This window comes from Massilia sp. (assembly GCF_032106685.1).
Taxonomy (GTDB): domain Bacteria; phylum Pseudomonadota; class Gammaproteobacteria; order Burkholderiales; family Burkholderiaceae_D; genus Telluria.
On sequence record NZ_DAMCPG010000039.1, the window covers coordinates 1 to 18158 of the forward strand.

Annotated in this window: 18 protein-coding genes; 4 read left to right on the forward strand and 14 right to left on the reverse strand. The window is 66.5% G+C overall.

The features are described 5' to 3' along the window. Positions 1-181: 181 nt before the first annotated feature. The 6 genes from RT688_RS18480 to RT688_RS18505 all read right to left on the reverse strand — a co-directional run bounded on the left by RT688_RS18480 (position 182) and on the right by RT688_RS18505 (position 5963). The gene (locus RT688_RS18480) at positions 182-1357 is read right to left on the reverse strand and encodes an ABC transporter substrate-binding protein (RefSeq protein WP_313706358.1); all 1176 of its coding nucleotides are present in this window, start codon (positions 1355-1357) and stop codon (positions 182-184) included. A gap of 74 nt (positions 1358-1431) precedes the next feature. Further along, positions 1432-2139: an ABC transporter ATP-binding protein gene (locus RT688_RS18485; protein ID WP_313706313.1), complete on the reverse strand. Its 708-nt coding sequence runs from the start codon at positions 2137-2139 to the stop codon at positions 1432-1434. After that, the gene (locus RT688_RS18490; RefSeq protein WP_313706314.1) at positions 2132-2890 is read right to left on the reverse strand and encodes an ABC transporter ATP-binding protein; all 759 of its coding nucleotides are present in this window, start codon (positions 2888-2890) and stop codon (positions 2132-2134) included. Before RT688_RS18490 ends, RT688_RS18485 begins: the two co-directional genes overlap by 8 nt. Further along, positions 2883-3917, reverse strand: coding sequence for a branched-chain amino acid ABC transporter permease (locus tag RT688_RS18495; protein WP_313706315.1), 1035 nt, complete (start codon positions 3915-3917; stop codon positions 2883-2885). Before RT688_RS18495 ends, RT688_RS18490 begins: the two co-directional genes overlap by 8 nt. After that, positions 3917-4780, reverse strand: coding sequence for a branched-chain amino acid ABC transporter permease (locus RT688_RS18500; RefSeq protein WP_313706316.1), 864 nt, complete (start codon positions 4778-4780; stop codon positions 3917-3919). Before RT688_RS18500 ends, RT688_RS18495 begins: the two co-directional genes overlap by 1 nt. A gap of 64 nt (positions 4781-4844) precedes the next feature. Continuing rightward, entirely contained in the window at positions 4845-5963 is a 1119-nt protein-coding gene (locus tag RT688_RS18505) for a Zn-dependent alcohol dehydrogenase (protein ID WP_313706317.1), read from the reverse strand. 530 nt (positions 5964-6493) lie between these two features. On the opposite strand from RT688_RS18505, the gene RT688_RS18510 reads away from it, so the two are divergent. Then, positions 6494-7297, forward strand: coding sequence for an IclR family transcriptional regulator (locus RT688_RS18510; protein WP_313706359.1), 804 nt, complete (start codon positions 6494-6496; stop codon positions 7295-7297). A 161-nt stretch (positions 7298-7458) separates the two neighbouring features. Then, the gene (locus tag RT688_RS23875; protein WP_409521945.1) at positions 7459-7587 is read left to right on the forward strand and encodes a DUF3885 domain-containing protein; all 129 of its coding nucleotides are present in this window, start codon (positions 7459-7461) and stop codon (positions 7585-7587) included. Positions 7588-7608: 21 nt separating this feature from the next. Here the strand turns inward: RT688_RS23875 and RT688_RS18515 are convergent, their stop codons facing one another. Continuing rightward, positions 7609-8064: a PaaI family thioesterase gene (locus RT688_RS18515; protein WP_313706318.1), complete on the reverse strand. Its 456-nt coding sequence runs from the start codon at positions 8062-8064 to the stop codon at positions 7609-7611. A 226-nt stretch (positions 8065-8290) separates the two neighbouring features. Between RT688_RS18515 and RT688_RS18520 the strand changes: the two genes are divergently transcribed. Then, positions 8291-9508, forward strand: coding sequence for an acyl-CoA dehydrogenase family protein (locus RT688_RS18520; protein ID WP_313706319.1), 1218 nt, complete (start codon positions 8291-8293; stop codon positions 9506-9508). A 60-nt stretch (positions 9509-9568) separates the two neighbouring features. Continuing rightward, positions 9569-11236, forward strand: coding sequence for a long-chain fatty acid--CoA ligase (locus tag RT688_RS18525; protein WP_313706320.1), 1668 nt, complete (start codon positions 9569-9571; stop codon positions 11234-11236). 83 nt (positions 11237-11319) lie between these two features. Here the strand turns inward: RT688_RS18525 and RT688_RS18530 are convergent, their stop codons facing one another. The 7 genes from RT688_RS18530 to RT688_RS18560 form a co-directional block, all read right to left on the reverse strand. Next, on the reverse strand, positions 11320-12408 hold the full coding sequence (locus RT688_RS18530) for a porin (protein ID WP_313706321.1): 1089 nt from the start codon (positions 12406-12408) through the stop codon (positions 11320-11322). 337 nt (positions 12409-12745) lie between these two features. After that, positions 12746-13558 (reverse strand): alpha/beta fold hydrolase, encoded by an 813-nt coding sequence (locus RT688_RS18535; protein WP_313706322.1) that lies wholly within the window; start codon positions 13556-13558, stop codon positions 12746-12748. A gap of 187 nt (positions 13559-13745) precedes the next feature. Beyond that, the gene (locus RT688_RS18540; protein WP_313706323.1) at positions 13746-14558 is read right to left on the reverse strand and encodes an OmpA family protein; all 813 of its coding nucleotides are present in this window, start codon (positions 14556-14558) and stop codon (positions 13746-13748) included. A gap of 12 nt (positions 14559-14570) precedes the next feature. After that, a complete protein-coding gene (locus tag RT688_RS18545) occupies positions 14571-14909 on the reverse strand; it encodes a DUF4398 domain-containing protein (RefSeq protein ID WP_313706324.1) in 339 nt (112 codons plus the stop codon). Between the two features lie 419 nt (positions 14910-15328). Next, positions 15329-15826 carry a MarR family winged helix-turn-helix transcriptional regulator gene (locus tag RT688_RS18550; RefSeq protein WP_313706325.1) on the reverse strand — a complete coding sequence of 166 codons (498 nt, stop codon included), beginning with the start codon at positions 15824-15826 and terminating at the stop codon, positions 15329-15331. A 49-nt stretch (positions 15827-15875) separates the two neighbouring features. After that, complete coding sequence (locus RT688_RS18555) at positions 15876-16121, reverse strand: DUF4148 domain-containing protein (protein WP_313706326.1); 246 nt, start codon at positions 16119-16121, stop codon at positions 15876-15878. Between the two features lie 546 nt (positions 16122-16667). Beyond that, the gene (locus tag RT688_RS18560) at positions 16668-18074 is read right to left on the reverse strand and encodes a nucleobase:cation symporter-2 family protein (RefSeq protein WP_313706327.1); all 1407 of its coding nucleotides are present in this window, start codon (positions 18072-18074) and stop codon (positions 16668-16670) included. Positions 18075-18158: the final 84 nt, after the last annotated feature.

The following is an 18158-nucleotide window of genomic DNA, read 5'->3' on the forward strand; positions in this document are numbered from 1 at the left end:
TCGAACCCACGCGGTGCGGCGGGTGCGGGTAGAAACGTCTGTCGGGGCACGCAAGCGCACGAAAGACCCCGTGGGTTCAAGAGCCTTGCGCGGCCCGACCCACCCTACAAAAAAGCCCGCTACCGGAAGCGGTAGCGGGCTTTTCATTTATTTGGCGGCCTTGCAAGCCGCCTCGAATCGATCACTTCGCCGCGTTGATCGCACGCAGGAACTGCCCCTTGACCTTGCCGCCCTCGACGGTGCCGAGGATGACGTTCGCGATGGTGCCGCCCTTGGCGTCCAGGCCGTCGATGTCGTTCGGGTTGTACTCGGGCGGCAGCGTGGTGTAGGCCTTTTCCATCTGGGCGCGGATCTTCTCGGCGTCGGTGGTGGTGCCGGCCAGCTTCATGGCGGCGACGGTCGCGTGCACGGTCGAGTAGTTCAGGCTGATCTCGGTGCTCGGGTCCTTGCCCGGGTTCAGCTTGCGGTAGCGCTGGGTGAAGGCGACCGCTTCCGGACGGTCGTCGTTCGCCAGCGGCATCACGCCGATCGAGCCTTCCAGCGGGGCGATGCCGCCGACGACTTTCGCCATCTCGTCGATCTTGGCCTGGTCGAGGATGATGAAGCCGCCCTTGAAGCCCAGTTCGCGCGCCTGCTTGGCGACCAGCGCGGTCGGCTCGGACGCGCCGCCGATGAACATGACGTCCGGCTTGGCCTGCATCGCGCGGCTCACGCCGCTGTAGAAGTCGGTCGCCTTGTTGTAGGACATCGGGTTTTCGGCGACGACCTTGCCGCCGTTGGCTTCCCACACCGGCTTGAAGGCGGCGGCCCAGGCTTTCGCGTAGTCGTGGTCGGCCTGGACCATGGCGACGTTCTTGCCGTGCTTGGCCATCATGGCCTTGGTGAACGGGGCGATGTAGCCGGTGAAGTCGGGCGGGATGCGGATCGTCAGCTTGTTGCCGCGCTCGGTCACCTGGGGCAGGCTGGTGTAGGCCAGCAGCAGCACCTTCGACTTTTCGTTGAAGGCCTGGACCGCGAACACGCCGCCCGAGTGCGGCACCAGCACGGCCGGGGTCTTGTGCTGCTGGACCAGGCGCTGCACGTTGATCGCGGTCTCGGACGGGTTGTACTTGTCGTCCAGGGCCACGATCTCGACCTTGTAGCGCTTGCCTCCGATTTCCAGCGGCTTGGCGTTGATCTCGGCGGCCGCCATCTCCATGCCGGACAGGACGTTCTTGCCGTAGAGCGCGGCGCCGCCGCTCAGCGGGCCCGAGAAGCCGATCTTGATGACTTCCTGGGCGTGGGCGGCGCCGCCGGCCAGGGCGAGGGTGGCCGCGGCGGCGGCCAGCAGGGTGCGGCGGGTCAGTTTCGCTTGCATCTTCATGGTGGTGTCTCCTTGGTTTTGCTTGTTGTAGGTACTACTGATGAAACCCCGGTTACTGCAAAAACGTGTCAAGCGCCTATGTAGGCTTTGCGCACCTGCGCATTGTTCAGCAATTCGTCGCGTCCGCCCTCCATCACGATGCGGCCCTGTTCGATGACGTAGGCGCGGCTGGCGATGTTCAGCGCCGCATAGGCATTCTGCTCGGCCAGCAGCACCGTGGTGCCGGCCTTGTTGATGCGGGCGATGATCTCGAACATCTGCTTGACCACCAGCGGCGCCAGGCCCAGCGAAGGCTCGTCGAGCAGCAGCGCCTTCGGGCGGCCCATCAGGGCGCGCCCGATCGCCACCATCTGCTGCTGGCCGCCGCTGAGCGACCCGGCCGGGCTGTCCTTCTTCTCGTGCAGGATCGGGAACAGCTCGAACACCTCGTCCAGCGTGCGCTGGGTGCCGCGGCTGTCGCCGCGGTGCACGTAGGCGCCCAGCGTCAGGTTCTTCAGTACCGACATGCCGGGGAAGAGCTTGCGCCCTTCCGGGCAGTGGATCAGGCCGTCGGCCACGATCTGCGAGGGCTTGCGGCCGACCAGGTTCTGCGAGCCGAAGCGGATCGTGCCCGAGGAGGCCTTGTTCAAGCCGCTCATGGTGAGGAAGATCGAGCTCTTTCCCGCGCCGTTCGAGCCTAGCAGCACCACCAGCTCGCCTTCGTCCGCATGCAGGCTGACGTCGTGCAGCGCGCGAAAACTGCCGTAGGAAAGATTCACCTTGTCGAGTCTAAGCATGTTCGCTCCCCAGGTAGGCTTCGATCACGACCGGGTTGGTGCGGATCTCGGCGGGCGTGCCCTCGGCGATGCGTTCGCCGTAGTTCAGCACCAGGATGCGGTCGGCCAGGTTCATGATCATGTCCATCTTGTGTTCGATCAGGCAGACCGTCAGGCCGCTGTCGGCCATCTTGCGGATCAGGCGCGCCAGGCCCTCGGTTTCTTCCGGGTTGACGCCGCCGGCCGGCTCGTCCAGCAGCAGCAGGGTCGGGTCGGTCGACAGCGCCAGGGCGAAGGCGACGCGCTTCCTTTCCTCCTGCGAGATGTCGCCGGCGATGCGCGATTCGATGTGCGACAGGCCGACGAAGTCGAGGGCGGCGCGCGCCTTCTCGCGGCAGCGGCGTTCTTCCTCCTTCATGCGCCGGGTGCCGAGCACGGCGTCGACCAGGGTCGAGCCGGTGCGCAGGCGGTGGCCGACGATCAGGTTGTCGAGCACGGTGGCGGTGTCGAACAGGGTCGTGGTCTGGAAGGTGCGCGCCATGCCGAGGCGCGCAACCTGGTCGGCGCGCAGGCCGGTCACGTCCTTGCCGTCGAAGAGTACCTTGCCCGAGGTCGGCGCGATCGCGCCGCTGATCAGGTTGAAGAAAGTGGTCTTGCCGGCGCCGTTCGGTCCGATGATGGCGTTGATGGTGCCGCGCTCGCAGCTTGCGCTGACGTCGTTGACGGCGGCCAGGCCGCCGAAGCGCTTGGTCAGGTGGTCGATCTTAAGCATGCTTGGCTTCTCCCTTCGGTGCGGCATGGGACGTATCCGGCGCCGGCGCTGCCGCAGGCGGCAAGGCCTGTGCCGGCGCGCGCATGGCGGCCTTCCTGCGCTGGCGGTTGAGGTAGGTGCCGACGATCCCGTGCGGCAGGAAGATGACGAGCAGGACCAGCACCGGGCCGAACACCACGAAGCGGTACTCCTGCAGGAACTGCAGGTACTGGGTCAGCCACGGCACGGAGATCGCGCCGAGCAGGGGGCCGAGCAGGGTGCCGATGCCGCCGACCAGCATGTACATGGTCATGTCGAAGGTGTGCTCGACGCTGGCCACGCCCGGGCCCAGGAAGCGCACGTAGCCGGCGTACAGGCCGCCTGCCATCCCCGAGAAGAACACCGACAGCATGAAGGCCAGCAGCTTGTTGCGCATCAGGTTGATGCCAAGCGCCTGGGCCAGTTCATCGCTGTTGCGGATCGCCATGAAGGTGCGGCCCAGCAGCGAGTGGACGATGCGGTGCATGATCCACAGGCTGGCGACCAGGAAGAACAGCACCAGGTAGTACTGGGTGCGCGGCTCGGAGAAGTCGAGCGAGCCGATGCTCTCCGGGGCCGGGATGCCCATGATGCCAACGGTGCCGTGGGTGAAGCTTTCCCACTTCTCGATGACCAGGTACATGATGTAGCCCACGCACAGCGTGAAGATCGAGAAGAAGTGGGTCTTCAGGCGCAGCGACACGATGCCGACGAAGAAGCCGAGGATGGCCGCGACCACGCCCGACAGGGCAAAGGCGAGCCAGAACGAGACGCCGTAGTCGACCGTCAGGATGCCGACCGTGTAGGCGCCGACCGCCATGAAGCCGCTGTGGGCCAGGTTGAACTGGCCGGTGTAGCCGGTGATCAGGTTCAGGCCGATGGTGGCGATCGCGTAGATGTAGGCGGTCGACATCACCGTCAGGTGGTAGTCGTTACCGGCCATGAAGGGGAAGGCGAGTGCCAGCACCAGCAGCAGGCCCCAGCCGAGCTTTGCGTTGAACAGTTTCATCAGTGTGCCCCTTTCGCGAACAGGCCCTGAGGACGCAGCGACAGGATCAGCACCAGCAGCGCGAAGGCGATGATGTCCTTGTAGTCGGTCGAGATGTAGAAGGCGCCGAAGGCTTCGGCGAAGCCGATGATCAGGCCGCCGACGATCGCCCCGGGCACGCTGCCCATCCCGCCCAGCACGATGATGACGAAGGCCTTGGTGATCACCAGGTTCCCCATCGAGGTGTAGACCAGGTTGATCGGCGCGTACAGCACCGCCGCCATGCCGGCCAGGGCGCCGGCAATCGCAAAGGTGAGCATGGCGACGCGGGTGGCGTCGATGCCGACCAGGGCGGCGCCTTCCCGGTTCTGGGCCATGGCGACGATGGTGGCGCCAGTCACGGTCTTCTTCAGGAACAGCTGCAGCAGCGCAACCAGCAGGAAGGCCGCGACGATGATCAGCACGCGCTGGGCCGGCATGGTCAGGCCGCCGAAGGTGAGGATCTGGTTGTAGGGCGTGGCCATGCGGTGGAAGTCCGCGCCCCAGATGGCCTGGGCGCCGGCTTCCAGGAACAGCAGGATGCCGATCGAGGCGATCATGTGGTGCAGGTAGGGCGCCTTGCGCAGCGGATGGAAGACCAGGCGTTCGGACAGCACCGAGATCAGCGCGACGACGACGGCGGCGCCGAGCATGCCCCACCAGTAGTTCATGCCGAGTTTATCGATGATGAAGAAGGCCGAGTAGGCGCCGGCCATGTAGAAGGCGCCGTGCGCGAAATTGGGCACGTGCAGGATGCCGTACACCAGCGTGAGCCCCAGCGCGACGAGGCTGTAGACGCCGCCCAGGGTGAGTCCGTTGAGGACCTGTTGCAGGAAAAGCTCCAAAATCTGTCTCCATTATTTTATATGTGGTGCTGTTGCTTTTGGATGCCGTACGGAGGGGCGAAGCTTAGTCGAACATGATGACCCCGCGTGCGTTGCGTCCTTCGGCCAGGTCGGCAAAGGCCTGCGGCGCTTCCTCGATGCGGTAGCGGCGCGTGATCAGTTCGTCGAGCTTCAGGCGCTTGGCGCGGTACAGGGCCAGCAGGCGCGGAAAGTCCTGGCGCGGACGGGCCGAGCCGAAGTAGCTGCCGGTAAGCGTCTTTTCCTCGAAGGTCAGGCTGCCGGTGCGCACCGTGGTCGTGTCCTTCGGATGCGCCACGCCGACCGCGACCGCCTTGCCGCCCTTGGCCAGCACGGCGTAGGCCTGGGCCACGATCTCGCCCTTGCCGACGCACTCGAAGGCGTAGTCGGCGCCGCCATTGGTGAGCTTGCGCAGGGCCTTGACCAGGTCGGGCGTGGCTGCGTTCATGCTGTGGGTGGCGCCGAACTCCTGCGCCATCGCGAGCTTGGCGTCGGACATGTCGACGGCGACGATCATCGCGGCGCCGGCGATGCGGCAGCCCTGGATCGCGTTCAGGCCGACGCCGCCGCAGCCGAAGACGACGGCGATCGAGCCGGGTTCGACTTTCGCGGTGTTGGTGGCGGCGCCCACGCCGGTCATGACGCCGCAGCCGACCAGGCAGGCGCGGTCGAGCGGCACGTCCTGGGCGATCTTGACTACGTTATCGACGTGCAGGGTGGCGTATTCGGCCATCACGCCGCAGCCGGAGAAGATGTTGATGGGCTGGCCGTCCAGGCCGCGGGTGCGCACCGTGCCGTCGGGCAGGGAGATCGCGGCCCTGGCGGCCTGGTCGCACAGCTGCGGCCGGCCGGTCTGGCACCAGCGGCACTTGCCGCACATGCTCACAAAAGAACTGAGCACGTGGTCGCCGACCGCGTATTCGCTCACGCCTTCGCCGACGGCGACGATCACGCCGGCGCCTTCGTGCCCGAGCACGAGGGGAGCGGGCATCGGGATCGTGCCGTTGGTGGCGGACAGGTCGCTGTGGCAGATCCCGCAGGCCGCCGTCTTGATCATCACCTCGCCGCGCCGCGGGAATTCGACCTCGATCTCCTCGACCACCACCGGTTCCCCGGTGGTGCGGCAGACCACGGCCTTGGCGCGCTGGTACCTGGTTTCGCTCATGAAGCCATCCTCCTTGGTTGATTGCGTGCGCGTCAGGCGCGGCGCGCCATCCCGCCGGGCGGGAATGGGGTGGTGGATGGGGAAGCGGACGGGTGACCCCGGCCGTGAGACGTGACGTGCAATGCGTCGTGCGATCCGTTCGTGCTCGACAAAACCTGAGCTTTCAACATGCTTCTGACTCCTGTGCGCGGGTTCCTGGGAACCCATGGGTATTCAGATCATTCGTTTTGCTAGGTGAAACAAAGCGGTGTAAAATGGAACGAAAAAAGAATACGACACTTTTGCATCGGTAGCAACGGTTAGTTCATCAGCGGGGCGCAACGCCTCCCATCGATGAATCCGTGCCGCGCCAAGGTGCCGCTGGCGTGGACCCGGAACGCTATGCAGAACGGTTCAGCCAGTTTGCCATGCGAAATCGATCTCGGAAAGAGTCTTCGGTGCAATAGCAAAAGAATTCGCGCATTCGTATTCGTCTTCTGCCGCGCTTTGCCGCGGCATTCAAACTGGGGTGAGCCATGCAAGCAAGCGAGATGAACCGCAATGCCGACGAGTCCGAGACAGGCGAGGGCCTGGACGCGTCGAAGAACAACGAGGACCGCTACTACATCACGGCCCTCGCGCGCGGGCTCGAGGTGCTGGCCTGCTTCCGCTCGGCCGACAAGGGCCTGACCAACCACCAGATCGCCGAACGCTGCGGCCTGCCGAAGTCCACGGTCACGCGCATCACCTACACCCTGACGCGGCTCGGCTACCTGGTGCAGGAGACGGGCGGGCGCTACATGCTCGGCACGGCCACCCTGGGCCTGGGAAGCGCGATGCTGGCGCGCCTCGACATCCGCCAGCTGGCGCGGCCGATGATGCAGGAGCTGGCCGATTTTTCCGGCACCACGGTCTCGATCGCGATGCGCGACCGGCTGTCGATGATCTACGTCGAGGTCTGCCGCAGCACGGCGGCGCTGTCGCTGTCGCTGCAGGTCGGCTCGCGCATGCCGCTCGCCATCTCCGCCATCGGCCGCGCCTACCTGGTCAAGGCCTCCGAGCAGGAGCGCAAGGACATCCTCAGCCGCGCGCTCGAGCTCGACGAGATGGCCTTCACCGCCATGAAGGACGGGCTGGAACGGGGCCTGCGCGACTACGCGCAGTTCGGCTGCACCACCTCCTTCGGCGAATGGCAGAAGGACGTCAACGGCATCGCGGTCGGCTTCTTCCCGATCGGCGGCAGCCAGCTCATGTCGATCAACTGCGGCGGGCCGTCGTCGAGCGTGTCGACCGAGTTCCTGCTGAACGAGGTCAGGCCGCGGCTGATCGAGATCGCGTCGCGGCTGGAGTCGTGAGGAGCGACCGGCTGGCTGGCTAAGTCAGCCATATCCCGCAAACTCGGCGGTGGAGGCTGGGTTCATCCTGCATTCGAGGCCCCGGTCGCGAATTTGCGAAGCCTGCTCTGGTGTGTAGCGGTAATCGATTTCGTATTCGTGCACCCGTACGACGACATGGGATGGACGTCCTTGGGCGAAACGCTTCCGCTCCAAAGGCGCTCCATGATACGCACAATGCCTGGCTCGTGGACCATGACCGGGCGACGATGGACGCGTGCGTCAAGCCGGACAGCCTTGTCCCACGGTAGGCCAATCCGGACCGGCCGTTTTCAATACCCCGCCTTCAACTGCTCCGGCGTCAGCGCATTCATCACCGCGAACACCCCGCTGGCGCGCAGGATGCGTTTCGATCCCACTTGCAGGAAGCAGTTGGCAAAGGCGACGCGCCCGCCCAGCTTCTGGATGTCGACGTGGGCCTCGACCCAGTCGCCGGGACGGGCGGCGTCGACGAAGTCGGTGCTGAGGTTCACGGTCACGAAGGACTGGCGCCCCTCGCAATGCATGGTCAGGCCCAGGCCGAGCGCCGAATCGGCCAGGCTGGCGAGCATGCCGCCGTGGGCGATGCCGCGCATGTTGGTGTGCTGTTCGGTGATGCGCATCGCGATGATGGTGGCGCCGTTCTCGCGCTTGCAGTACAGATCCCCCAGGTTGGCCATGTAGGGGCCGCCGCGTTTCAGGCGCTCGAAGCCGGGCGGCGCTTGCGTGTTCGTGTCGTGTGATGTCATGGTTTTGCCTGTGTGCGCCGTTCTATAGACGACGTGTTGATTTTGCACAGTAAAACACGACAGGGCATGTGTCAACCCTGCCGTACCGCACCAACGTGCATGCGTTTCGCAGCGCGGATCGGTCGTTTACTTCCATTTTCTCGACTGATACACTCGTCGGGCGTAAAACGTGGCAAGTAAAACTACGTTTCACTGTGCGGTACCTACACACAAAAACAGGAGACATATGGCTTTCCAGTTTTCCGAGCGCGCCCTCGAGCTGCAGCGGCGCGTTAAGCATTTCATCGACACCGAGATCGTCCCCCAGGAGGCCGCCTACAAGGAAGAGGTCGACGCCGCGCGCCGGGCCGGCAATGGCTTCACCGTGCCGCACACCATGGAGCGCCTGAAGGCGAAGGCGAAGGAAGCCGGCCTGTGGAACCTGTTCCTGCCCGAGTCCGGGCACGGCGCCGGCCTCTCCAACCTCGAGTACGCGCCCTTGTGCGAACTGATGGGCCGGGTGCCGATCGCCCCCGAAGTGTTCAACTGCTCGGCGCCGGATACCGGCAACATGGAAACACTGGTGCGCTACGCGTCGCCCGCGATCCAGAAGACCTGGCTGGCGCCGCTGCTGGCCGGCGAGATCCGCTCGGCCTTCGCCATGACCGAGCCGGAGGTGGCGTCGTCGGATGCGACCAACATTACGGCCAGCATCGTGCGCGACGGCGACGAATACGTCGTCAACGGCCGCAAGTGGTTCACCTCGGGTGCGGCCGATCCGCGCTGCAAGGTCATGATCTTCATGGGCAAGACCGATCCCGACAATCCGGAGCGCCACCGCCAGCAGTCGATGATCGTGGTGCCGACCGACACCCCGGGCGTGTCCATCGTGCGCGACATGCACGTCTTCGGTTACGACGACGCGCCGCATGGGCACGCCGAGGTCCTGTTCGAGAACGTGCGGGTGCCGCTCGACCACATCCTGCTCGGCGAGGGCCGCGGCTTCGAGATCGCCCAGGGCCGCCTGGGCCCGGGCCGCATCCACCATTGCATGCGCCTGATCGGGCGCGCCGAGATGGCGCTCGAGGCGATGTGCCGGCGCACCCTCGAGCGTGTCGCCTTCGGGCGCAAGGTCGCCGACCAGGGCGTCTGGCGCGAGCGCATCGCCGAGTCGCGCATCCTGATCGACCAGGCGCGCCTGATGGTGTTCAACGCGGCGCACATGATGGACACGGTGGGCAACAAGGTCGCGGCGCGCGAGATCGCGATGATCAAGGTGATCGCGCCGAACATGGCCTGCAAGGTGATCGACTGGGCGATCCAGGCCCATGGCGGCGCCGGCGTCAGCCAGGACTTCGGCCTGGCCCAGGCCTATGCCAGCGCGCGTTCGCTGCGCCTGGCCGACGGCCCGGACGAAGTGCACCGCAACGCGATCGCCAAGCTGGAGCTGGCAAAATACCGCTGAATCGACGAGCACAAGAGTAGAAGAGCGGATCCAAGCCGCCTCCACACTACAGGAGACAAGATGTCGGAGCGCCACTTCCCATTCTGGCCCACGGGCCTGCCGCGGCACCTGAGCGTGCCGCAAACGAACCTGTACTACAACCTCGAGGTGTCGGCCACCCGCTACCCGGACAAGACCTTCGCCATCTACTACGACACGCCGATCAGCTACAGCGAGTTCAAGGACGAGGTCGACGCCATCGCCGGCTTCCTGCAGGCCGAGTGCGGCGTGGGGCAGGGAGACCGGGTGCTGCTCTACATGCAGAACAGCCCGCAGTTCATCCTTGCCTATTACGCCATCCTGCGCGCCAACGCGGTGGTGGTGCCGGTCAATCCGATGAACCTGACCGAGGAATTGCGCCACTACGTCGGCGACACCGGCGCCACCACCATCTTCGCGCCCCAGGACCTGGTCGAGCAGGTGCGGCCGCTGCTGGGCGAAGGCGGCCTGCGCCACGTGGTGGTTGCCGCCTATTCCGACTACATCGAGCGCGACACCGACCTCAAGGTGCCGGACTTCGTCGCCGCCCCGCGCCGCGCCATCGAGGGCGAGGGCATGGTGCTGTGGAGCGACGTGCTGGCGCGCGGCTGCCGCCCGGGTCCGCTGACGGCGGGGCCGGACGACCTGTGCTGCATGCCGTATACCTCGGGCACCACCGGCAATCCGAAGGGCTGCATGCACACCCACCGCAGCGTGATGTACAACACGGTGGCGGGCGTGCAGTGGTTCGGCGCCCAGCAGGATTCGATCGCCCTGTGCGTGCTGCCTTTCTTCCACGTGACCGGCATGCAGGGCGGGATGAACGGCTCGATCTTCATCGGCGGGACCGTGGTCATCCTGTCGCGCTGGGACCGCGACACGGCGGCCGAATGCATCCGGCGCTACGGGGTGAACTCGACCCAGCTGATCTCGACCATGGTGGTCGACATGCTGTCGAGCCCGCGCGTGGCCGAGTACGATTTGTCGAGCATCCGGCGCATGAGCGGCGGCGGCGCGGCGATGCCCGACGCGATCGCCCAGCGCATGCAGGATCTCATGGGCGTCAAGTACGTCGAGGGCTACGGCATGTCCGAGACCATGGCCCCGACCCACATCAACCCCGGCGAGCGACCGAAGAAGCAGTGCCTGGGCATCCCGATCTGCGACGTCGACGCGCGCGTGGTCGATCCCGATACCATGCGCGAACTGGCGGTGGGCGAGGTCGGCGAGATCGTCGTCCACGGGCCCCAGGTGATGCGCGGCTACTGGAACAATCCGCAGGCGACGAACGAAACCTTCGTCGAGATCGACGGCAAGCGTTTTCTTCGGACCGGCGACCTCGGACGGGTCGACGAGGATGGCTACTTCTTCATGGTCGACCGCCTGAAGCGCATGATCAACGCCTCGGGCTACAAGGTCTGGCCGGCCGAGGTCGAGTCGCTGATGTACCGGCACCCGGCGATCCGCGAGGTGTGCGTGGTGGCCGCGCACGACGAGCGCCGCGGCGAGACGGTGAAGGCGGTGGTGGCGCTGAAGGACGGCTTCGCCGGCAGCGTCAGCGAAGAGGACATCATCGCCTGGGCGCACGAGAACATGGCCGCCTACAAGAGCCCGCGCATCGTGGAGTTCCGCGACACGCTGCCGAAGTCGGCGACCGGCAAGGTGCAGTGGCGCGACCTGCAGGGCAAGCGCGAGGCGATGGCGGGATGACCCCGCCCGACGAATGATGCGATAACAATAAAAAAGCCGGCTGGGTTTGCGCCCAGCCGGCTTTTTGTCGTCCGCGAGAACGATCAGAACATGTGCATCACGCCCACGGTCAGGCGGTTCGCCGAATCGCTGCCCACCGAGACGAAGCCCTGGGCCAGGTTGATGTCGGTTGCCGACACGATGCGGTCGGTGGCGGCGTGGCCGTACGAGAAGTAGGCCGTGCTGCGCTTGCTCAGCGCGTAGCGGGTGATGAAGATGTACTGCTGCGAGTCGTCCTTCAGGTCGCCCGAGCGGCGGGTGTTATAGAAGGCGCCGGTCAGGGTGATGGCCGGTGCCACCGGGACGTCGACGCCCGCGCCGAAGACGCTGATCTTGCGGCCGGTGCTGTCGAGTTTGTTTTCCGAGTAGGTCGACTTCAGCACGGCGCGCGACATGGTGTACTTGACGCCGATCGCGTGCGAGTGCAGCAGGTCGGGGCTGGCCGCGTTGTTCTTCATGCGGGCATAGGCGCCGTACAGGTTCAGCGGGCCGGCATTGTAGAAGGCCGAGGCGCCCAGGTAGGAGTTGCGCTGCGAATCGCCCGCCTGCTCGCCGAAGGCGCGCATCAGCGCAAAGCCGAAGCCGCTGAACGAAGGCGAGACGTAGCGGATCGAGTTATTCTGGCGCAGCGCGGTGCCGCTGCCGTTGGCGCCGTAGGCGCCGTAGACGCCGGCGTGGTTCATCGCGGCGAACAGCACGTTTGGGCTGGTGGCGGCGAAGGCCAGGCCCATCGGATCGGCCATGCCGACCGAGAGCACGCCCAGGATGTTCTGGCGGCCGAAGTCGATCGAGCCGAAGTTGCCGGTCAGGCCGACGGTGGCTTCGCGGTCGAACAGGCTGGTGGTCGGCGGGTTGCCGGTGCCGACGCCGGCGGCGCCGGTGTCGTTGAGCAGGGTGCCTTCCAGGCCGAAGCGCGCCTTCAGGCCACCGCCCAGGTCTTCCACGCCCTTGAAGCCCCAGCGCGACACCTGCATCTGGCCGGCTTCGACCGTGGTGCGGCCGCCGTTCGGGCCGTCATTGTTGACGTGGGTGATGCCGGCGTCGACGATGCCGTAGATGGTGACGCTGGTTTGCGCCGATGCGGCGGACATGCAGGCGCAGAGCGCGGCCATGGCGATGATGTGCTTCTTCACAGATGCTGTCTCCTCATTTTTATGATGCTCGGCCCCGGCGAGGCCGAACGCACTAGAGCTGCATAGCGGCACCGTTTCTCTTGGTGGAACTCAGCCGTCTATAGTGAAACTCTATTTTCATGTGACAACACTGTCAACAATTATTAATGGGTAATCAGCAAGGGTAGGGAGCGCCGCGTTGTTTTGTCTCCTTGCATCCACATGCAGGGAGAACGGCGGCCAAAACGCAGGGAAAACGCGGGAAAATCGTTCTGCTGTGCGAAACCGCACGATGATGTGTCGATGCGCGCACAGCGCATGCGCGCGCGGCCGGCGGAGTGTGCTGGCCGGCGGCCCTTCAGGCCGGCCGCGCTGCGAGGAAATCGGTCGCCAGCCGCAGAATCAGGGCCGGCTGTTCGCGATGCGGGACGTGGAAGGCGCCGCCGATGATCTCGACCCGGCCGGGGCCGGCGGCGAGCCGGGCGATGATGTCGGGGTGGCGCGGCGTGCCGAATTCGTCGTGCTCGCCATGCAGGGCCAGCACCGGACAGGCCACTTGCGGCAACGCGTCGGCCAGCGACCAGTCGCGAAACGCCGGGGCCAGCCAGGTCTCGGTCCAGGCATCGAGTACCCAGCGCGCCTTTTCTCCGTGATGGCGCGCCAGGCGCGCGAACCGGGCCGGATCCTGGAAGCCGCTCTTTGCTTCCCGGATCCCCGCCAGCGTGCGCTCTTCGACAAAGGCCTGGGCCGACTCGGTGACCAGGGCGAGGCAAGCGTCCGGGTGGCGCGCCGCGCAGTGCACGGCCATGCCGCCGCCGACGCTGTGGCCGAAAGCGACGAAGCGGCCGAAGCCCATTTCGCGTTGCAGCGCCGGGAGCGCGATGTCGGCTTCCTCGGCGACGAATCCGGGCGCCAGGCTGCCTCTGCGCGGGTCGGAACGGCCGAAGCCGAGGCGGTCGTAGGCGATCACGCGGCGGCCGGTGGCGGCGGCCAGCGCGGCCGGGAAGCCGCGCCACAACGCGACGCAGCCGAGGGAATCGTGGAACAGGACGATGGGTGCGGCGTCGCCGGCGCTTCCGTCAAGGTGCCAGCTGCGCACGAAGAGGCGGCCCTGGGGATGGTGGACGAAGCGATCGGTGACCTGGACGGGGGCGTGCTCGGTGGCTGACATGGATCGTGGAGAGGTGGGGCGAAGTGGCGCGAAGCGGCGCGACCCCGCGATCATACCGCACGCGAAGCCTGGGCGGCGGACGGCGCGGCGCGCGGAACCGAAGGAGCGGGCAGGGAGGAGGAGGGCGAAAGGGGCAGGTTTCCTTCCGCGCGCCAGGGGCCCGGAAGGAAGCCTGCCGGCCTGGGCATCAATGCTTGCCCGGCTCGTGGCGTGCGCCGCCGGAACCGGTGGCGCCGCCCTGCGACGACCCCATCGCGGTCCCTTCCATGTCGCCGACGATGATCTGGGCGCGCCGGTTTTCGCTACGGCCCATGCGGGTGTCGTTGCTGGCCACCGGCGTGTCTTCCCCGAGCGAGCGCAGGGTGATGCGGCTGCTGTCGATGCCACGCCGTATCAGGGCCATGCGCACCGCTTCCGCCCGCTGCATGGCCAGCTTGTGATTGTAGGCGGGCTTGCCGACATTGTCCGTGTGGCCCTCGATCACGACCACCTGTTCCGGATTGTTGCGCAAGTTGACCGCCAGCGCGTTGATCGCGTCGTTGGCGCTGGGCGGCAGCTTGGCGGAGCCGGAGCGGAAGGCCGTGAGCGCTTCCTGCATCAGTTCCCGCGTCGGCCTGCCGCGCCGCTCGGCGGCCGCCATCGCCGCCGCCTTGTCGCGCTCGACCGCCGCCAGCTTCACGGTTTCCTCCGCCGCGCGTGCGTTCGCAAGATGTTCCGCGGTCGCCGCGCGCCGCTGGGCGATGTAGGCCAGGTGGGTGGCGGCCTTCACGTCATGGTGCTTGCTCCAGGCCTGCCTGGCCTGGTCCAGCGAACCGTTGGCGCGGTCGAGTTCCGTGCCGGCGTACTGGGTGACGTGGGGATCGGCGCCCGCCCGTTCGACCACCTGCGTGGCGTTCCCGATGGCGGTCTCGGCGGCCGCGACCTCGGATGCCGGCGGCTTGCTGGCGCAGCCCGCCGCGATCATGGCGACAAGCAGCGCGCCGCTGCTGGATCGGATCATGTTCTTCATCTTTCACCTCGACTGGTTCTGCCGTATGCGCTTGAGTTCGTCATACAGGACCTGGTTGCTCTTGGTAATTTCAGCTGCCGCGATCCTGGCCTGGGCCGAGTCGGTCTTGGCGCGCGCCAGGTTGGCGTCGACCTGCGCTTCCTCGGCCAGGCGCATCGCGTCCTTGCCGCGGCGGTGGCCGGCCGAGCCCCTCGCGCGCTCGAGCTTGTCGACCGCAGCCGACAGGTCGGCCGGCGCGGCGTCGGCGGCGCCGGCGATCCGGGCCTGGTCGATCGCCTCCTGGCTGTTGGCGAGCTGGTTGTCCAGGACCTTGTTGCTGGCACACCCGGCCAAGGCGAGCACAGCACATGCCGCCAGGATCCGCGATGGCCGATGAAAACGATGAGCAGGCATCATGTGGCACCTCCGGGTGAACCCGCGTTGGAAAATGCCATGATGATCGGGAAGGGGGCGCACGTTCAATTGGACCAAAGGACCAAGGGCGCCTGACAAGACTTTCAGGTCAAGGGATACGGCCACCCGGCGCAGCGTCGAAGACACTATGCCTGTACGGCGAGACGATGCAACGCGGCCATGGGTTTTGTCAGGCGCTCTCGGCTGCCCCAGCGAACGAGACCGGTGTGCCGCGCGGCCCGCCGGTTGCGGCGCTCCGGCAGCCCCCGGCATACGCGGGCGGCGCCTGCCTTGCGCATGCGCCGATGCCGCGAACGCGCACCGCTCCTGGCCCGCCTCATCGGGAATCGGGCGGCTTGCCGGCTGCCTCAGGCGCGCCGGTCCTGGTGGCGCAGCAGGCGCGCGTACAGCTCGCACAGCCGGCGCAGCTCGCCGGGATCGAAGTCGCCGCAGGCTTCGATGACCATCGCCGAGACTTCCGGGATGGCCTGCTCGGCCAGCGCGCGGCCGCGTTCGCTCAGCCTGATCATCACGGAGCGGCGGTCGCCCGGTTTCGGAGCGCGCTCGACCAGGCCGCGCGCCGCCAGCTCGTCGCAAACCCGGGTCAGGTTGGCCGGCTTTTCCTGGCAGGCCTCGCTCAGCTCCGATGCGCTCGAGCTTTCGTCGACGCAGCCATACAGGATCGCCAGCACCGTATAGCTCGAATCGGTCAGGTCGTATTTCCTGACCAGCGCATTGGTCCGGTCGCGGAAGGTCTTGTTCAGGTGGTTGGTCATGCGCACCATCCGCATCGCGTCCACCGGAAAGCCCGGCAAGCGCGCCTCGACGCGGCGCAGCCGCTGGTCGGTCGGTCCAAAGTCGCTCATCGTTGTTCCTTGTCGTGCAAACAAAGAGAGGGATTGTAGCCGCTTGATATCAAGGCGCCGCGGCCGCGCCGTTCGCGCCGCTCCCCGCTGCGGGCTGGACCGCGGCCTGGGAGGCGCGCGGCGCCGGGAGATTCGCATACTGCGCCTCGGTGATCGGGTAGGAACCGTCGGCCTTGGCTTGTTCGAGCTCGGCCAGGACGCGGGCGCGTACCGGGTCGTCGGCAACTGCCGGGCTGGTCGACGCGCAGCCGGCCACCAGCGAGAGCAGCAGGGCGGGGAGGAGAGTGTTCTTCATGTTGTTTGCCTTGTCGTTGGGATGAGGTCTGGCGGGCCGTTATCGGTCCGTCGAGGCATAGTTTATCAATGAACAGTTCATGAATGAAATAAGGGATAGTACGCATGCTGGCTGGACGAATTCCTCGGCAGGGAAGCGATCGGCGCCGCCGACCGCGGCGACCGCGAGCGCGCCCGGCTGTTCCTTCACGCCGGGCGGCGGATGCGCCATCGCCGGATGTAGCGAACAGCCGCCAGCGGGCACGGAGCAAGGAGACAGGGCCTGGGATCGGAGCTGCCTGGAAGCGCGGTCCTATGCTCCGAAATGTAACTAACCAACATAAAACCCAACTAAAACCGATGTATCGACAGCTGGCGACTACGGAAACGCTAATAACCAGCAAACAAAGCTTGCAGGCCAGAGGGGGGCGACCGACAACCATCGCCGATGAGCGATATCGGCTGCCGCTGTGCGGTCGGGTGCGGGTGAAGAACGTTGTGCGGAACGATACGGGACCGCGCCCCCAGCCGCCGGCGAGGATGCCGGCCGCCGGAACGAAGCGGGCCGTCAGTGGGCGGCCGGCTCGGTGCTGTCGGGCAGGAACCAGTTCAGCAGCACGGCGCAGATGCCGCCGGTGGCCACACCCGATTCGAGCACGTTGCGGATCGCCGCCGGCATGTGCACCAGGAATTCCGGCACCTGCGACACGCCCAGGCCCAGGGCCAGGGAGACGGCGATGATCAGCAGGGCGCGGCGGTCGAGCTGCACGCTGGCCAGGATGTTGATGCCGGCCGCGGCGACCGCGCCGAACATCACCATCGCGGCGCCGCCCAGCACCGGTTCGGGCACGGCCTGGATCACGCCGGCCACGCTCGGGAACAGGCCGAGCACGACCAGGAACAGGGCGATCCAGACGCCGATGTGGCGGCTGGCGATGCCGGTCAGCTGGATCACGCCGTTGTTCTGCGCGAAGATCGAGCTGGGGAAGGTGTTGAACACGCCGGCCAGCAGCGAGTTGGCGCCGTTGAGCAGCACGCCGCCCTTGATGCGCTTCATCCAGACCGGCCCTTCGACCGGCTCGCGCGAGATCTTGCTGGTCGCGGTGACGTCGCCGATCGCTTCCAGCGAGGTGACCAGGTAGATCACGATCATCGGGATGAACAGCGACCACGAGAAGTCGAGGCCGAAGTGCAGCGGCACCGGCACCTGGAAGGCCGGGGCCTCGCGCATGCCCGTGAAATCCAGGCGGCCCATCCAGCCGGCCAGCGCGTAGCCGACCGCCAGCGCGATCACGATGGCGCTGCTGCGCAGCCAGACCACGCGGGTGCGGTTCAGGATCACGATGATCGCCAGGACCAGGCCCGACAGGAGCAGGTTCTCGCCGTTGGCGAAGCTGCCGTTGGCCATGGCGCCGAAGCCGCCGCCCATGCTGATCAGGCCGACCTTGATCAGGGTGAGGCCGATCATCAGCACCACGATCCCGGTGACCAGCGGCGTGATCATGCGCTTCACGAAGGGCAGGACGCGCGAGACGCCCATCTCGACGAAGGAGCCGGCCACCACCACGCCGAAGATCGCGGCCATCACCGCTTCCACCGGCGTGCCCTGCTTGACCATCAGCGAACCGCCGGCGATCAGCGGGCCGACGAAATTGAAGCTGGTGCCCTGGACGATCAGCAGGCCCGCGCCGAGCGGACCGAAGCGGCGACACTGGACGAAGGTGGCGATGCCGGAAATCACCAGCGACATCGAGACGATCAGGTTGGTGTCGCGGGCCGAGACGCCGAGGGCCTGGCAGATCAGCAGGCCAGGCGTGACGATCGGGACGATGATGGCCAGCAGGTGCTGGAGGGCGGCGAGCATGCCGACCAGGGGGGCGGGCCGGTCTTCGAGACCGAGGACGAGTTCGGTGGGGGCTTGGGAGGAGGCGGCGGAGGTCGAGGCGGAGGCGGGCAGCTTGGGTTGGGTAGTCATGCGCGGGCACCGGGCAAAAACGCGATTCTACGCTGCCTTGCTTGCTCTTGCGCATTTTTTGTTGGCAGGCGCCGCCTCGTGTCG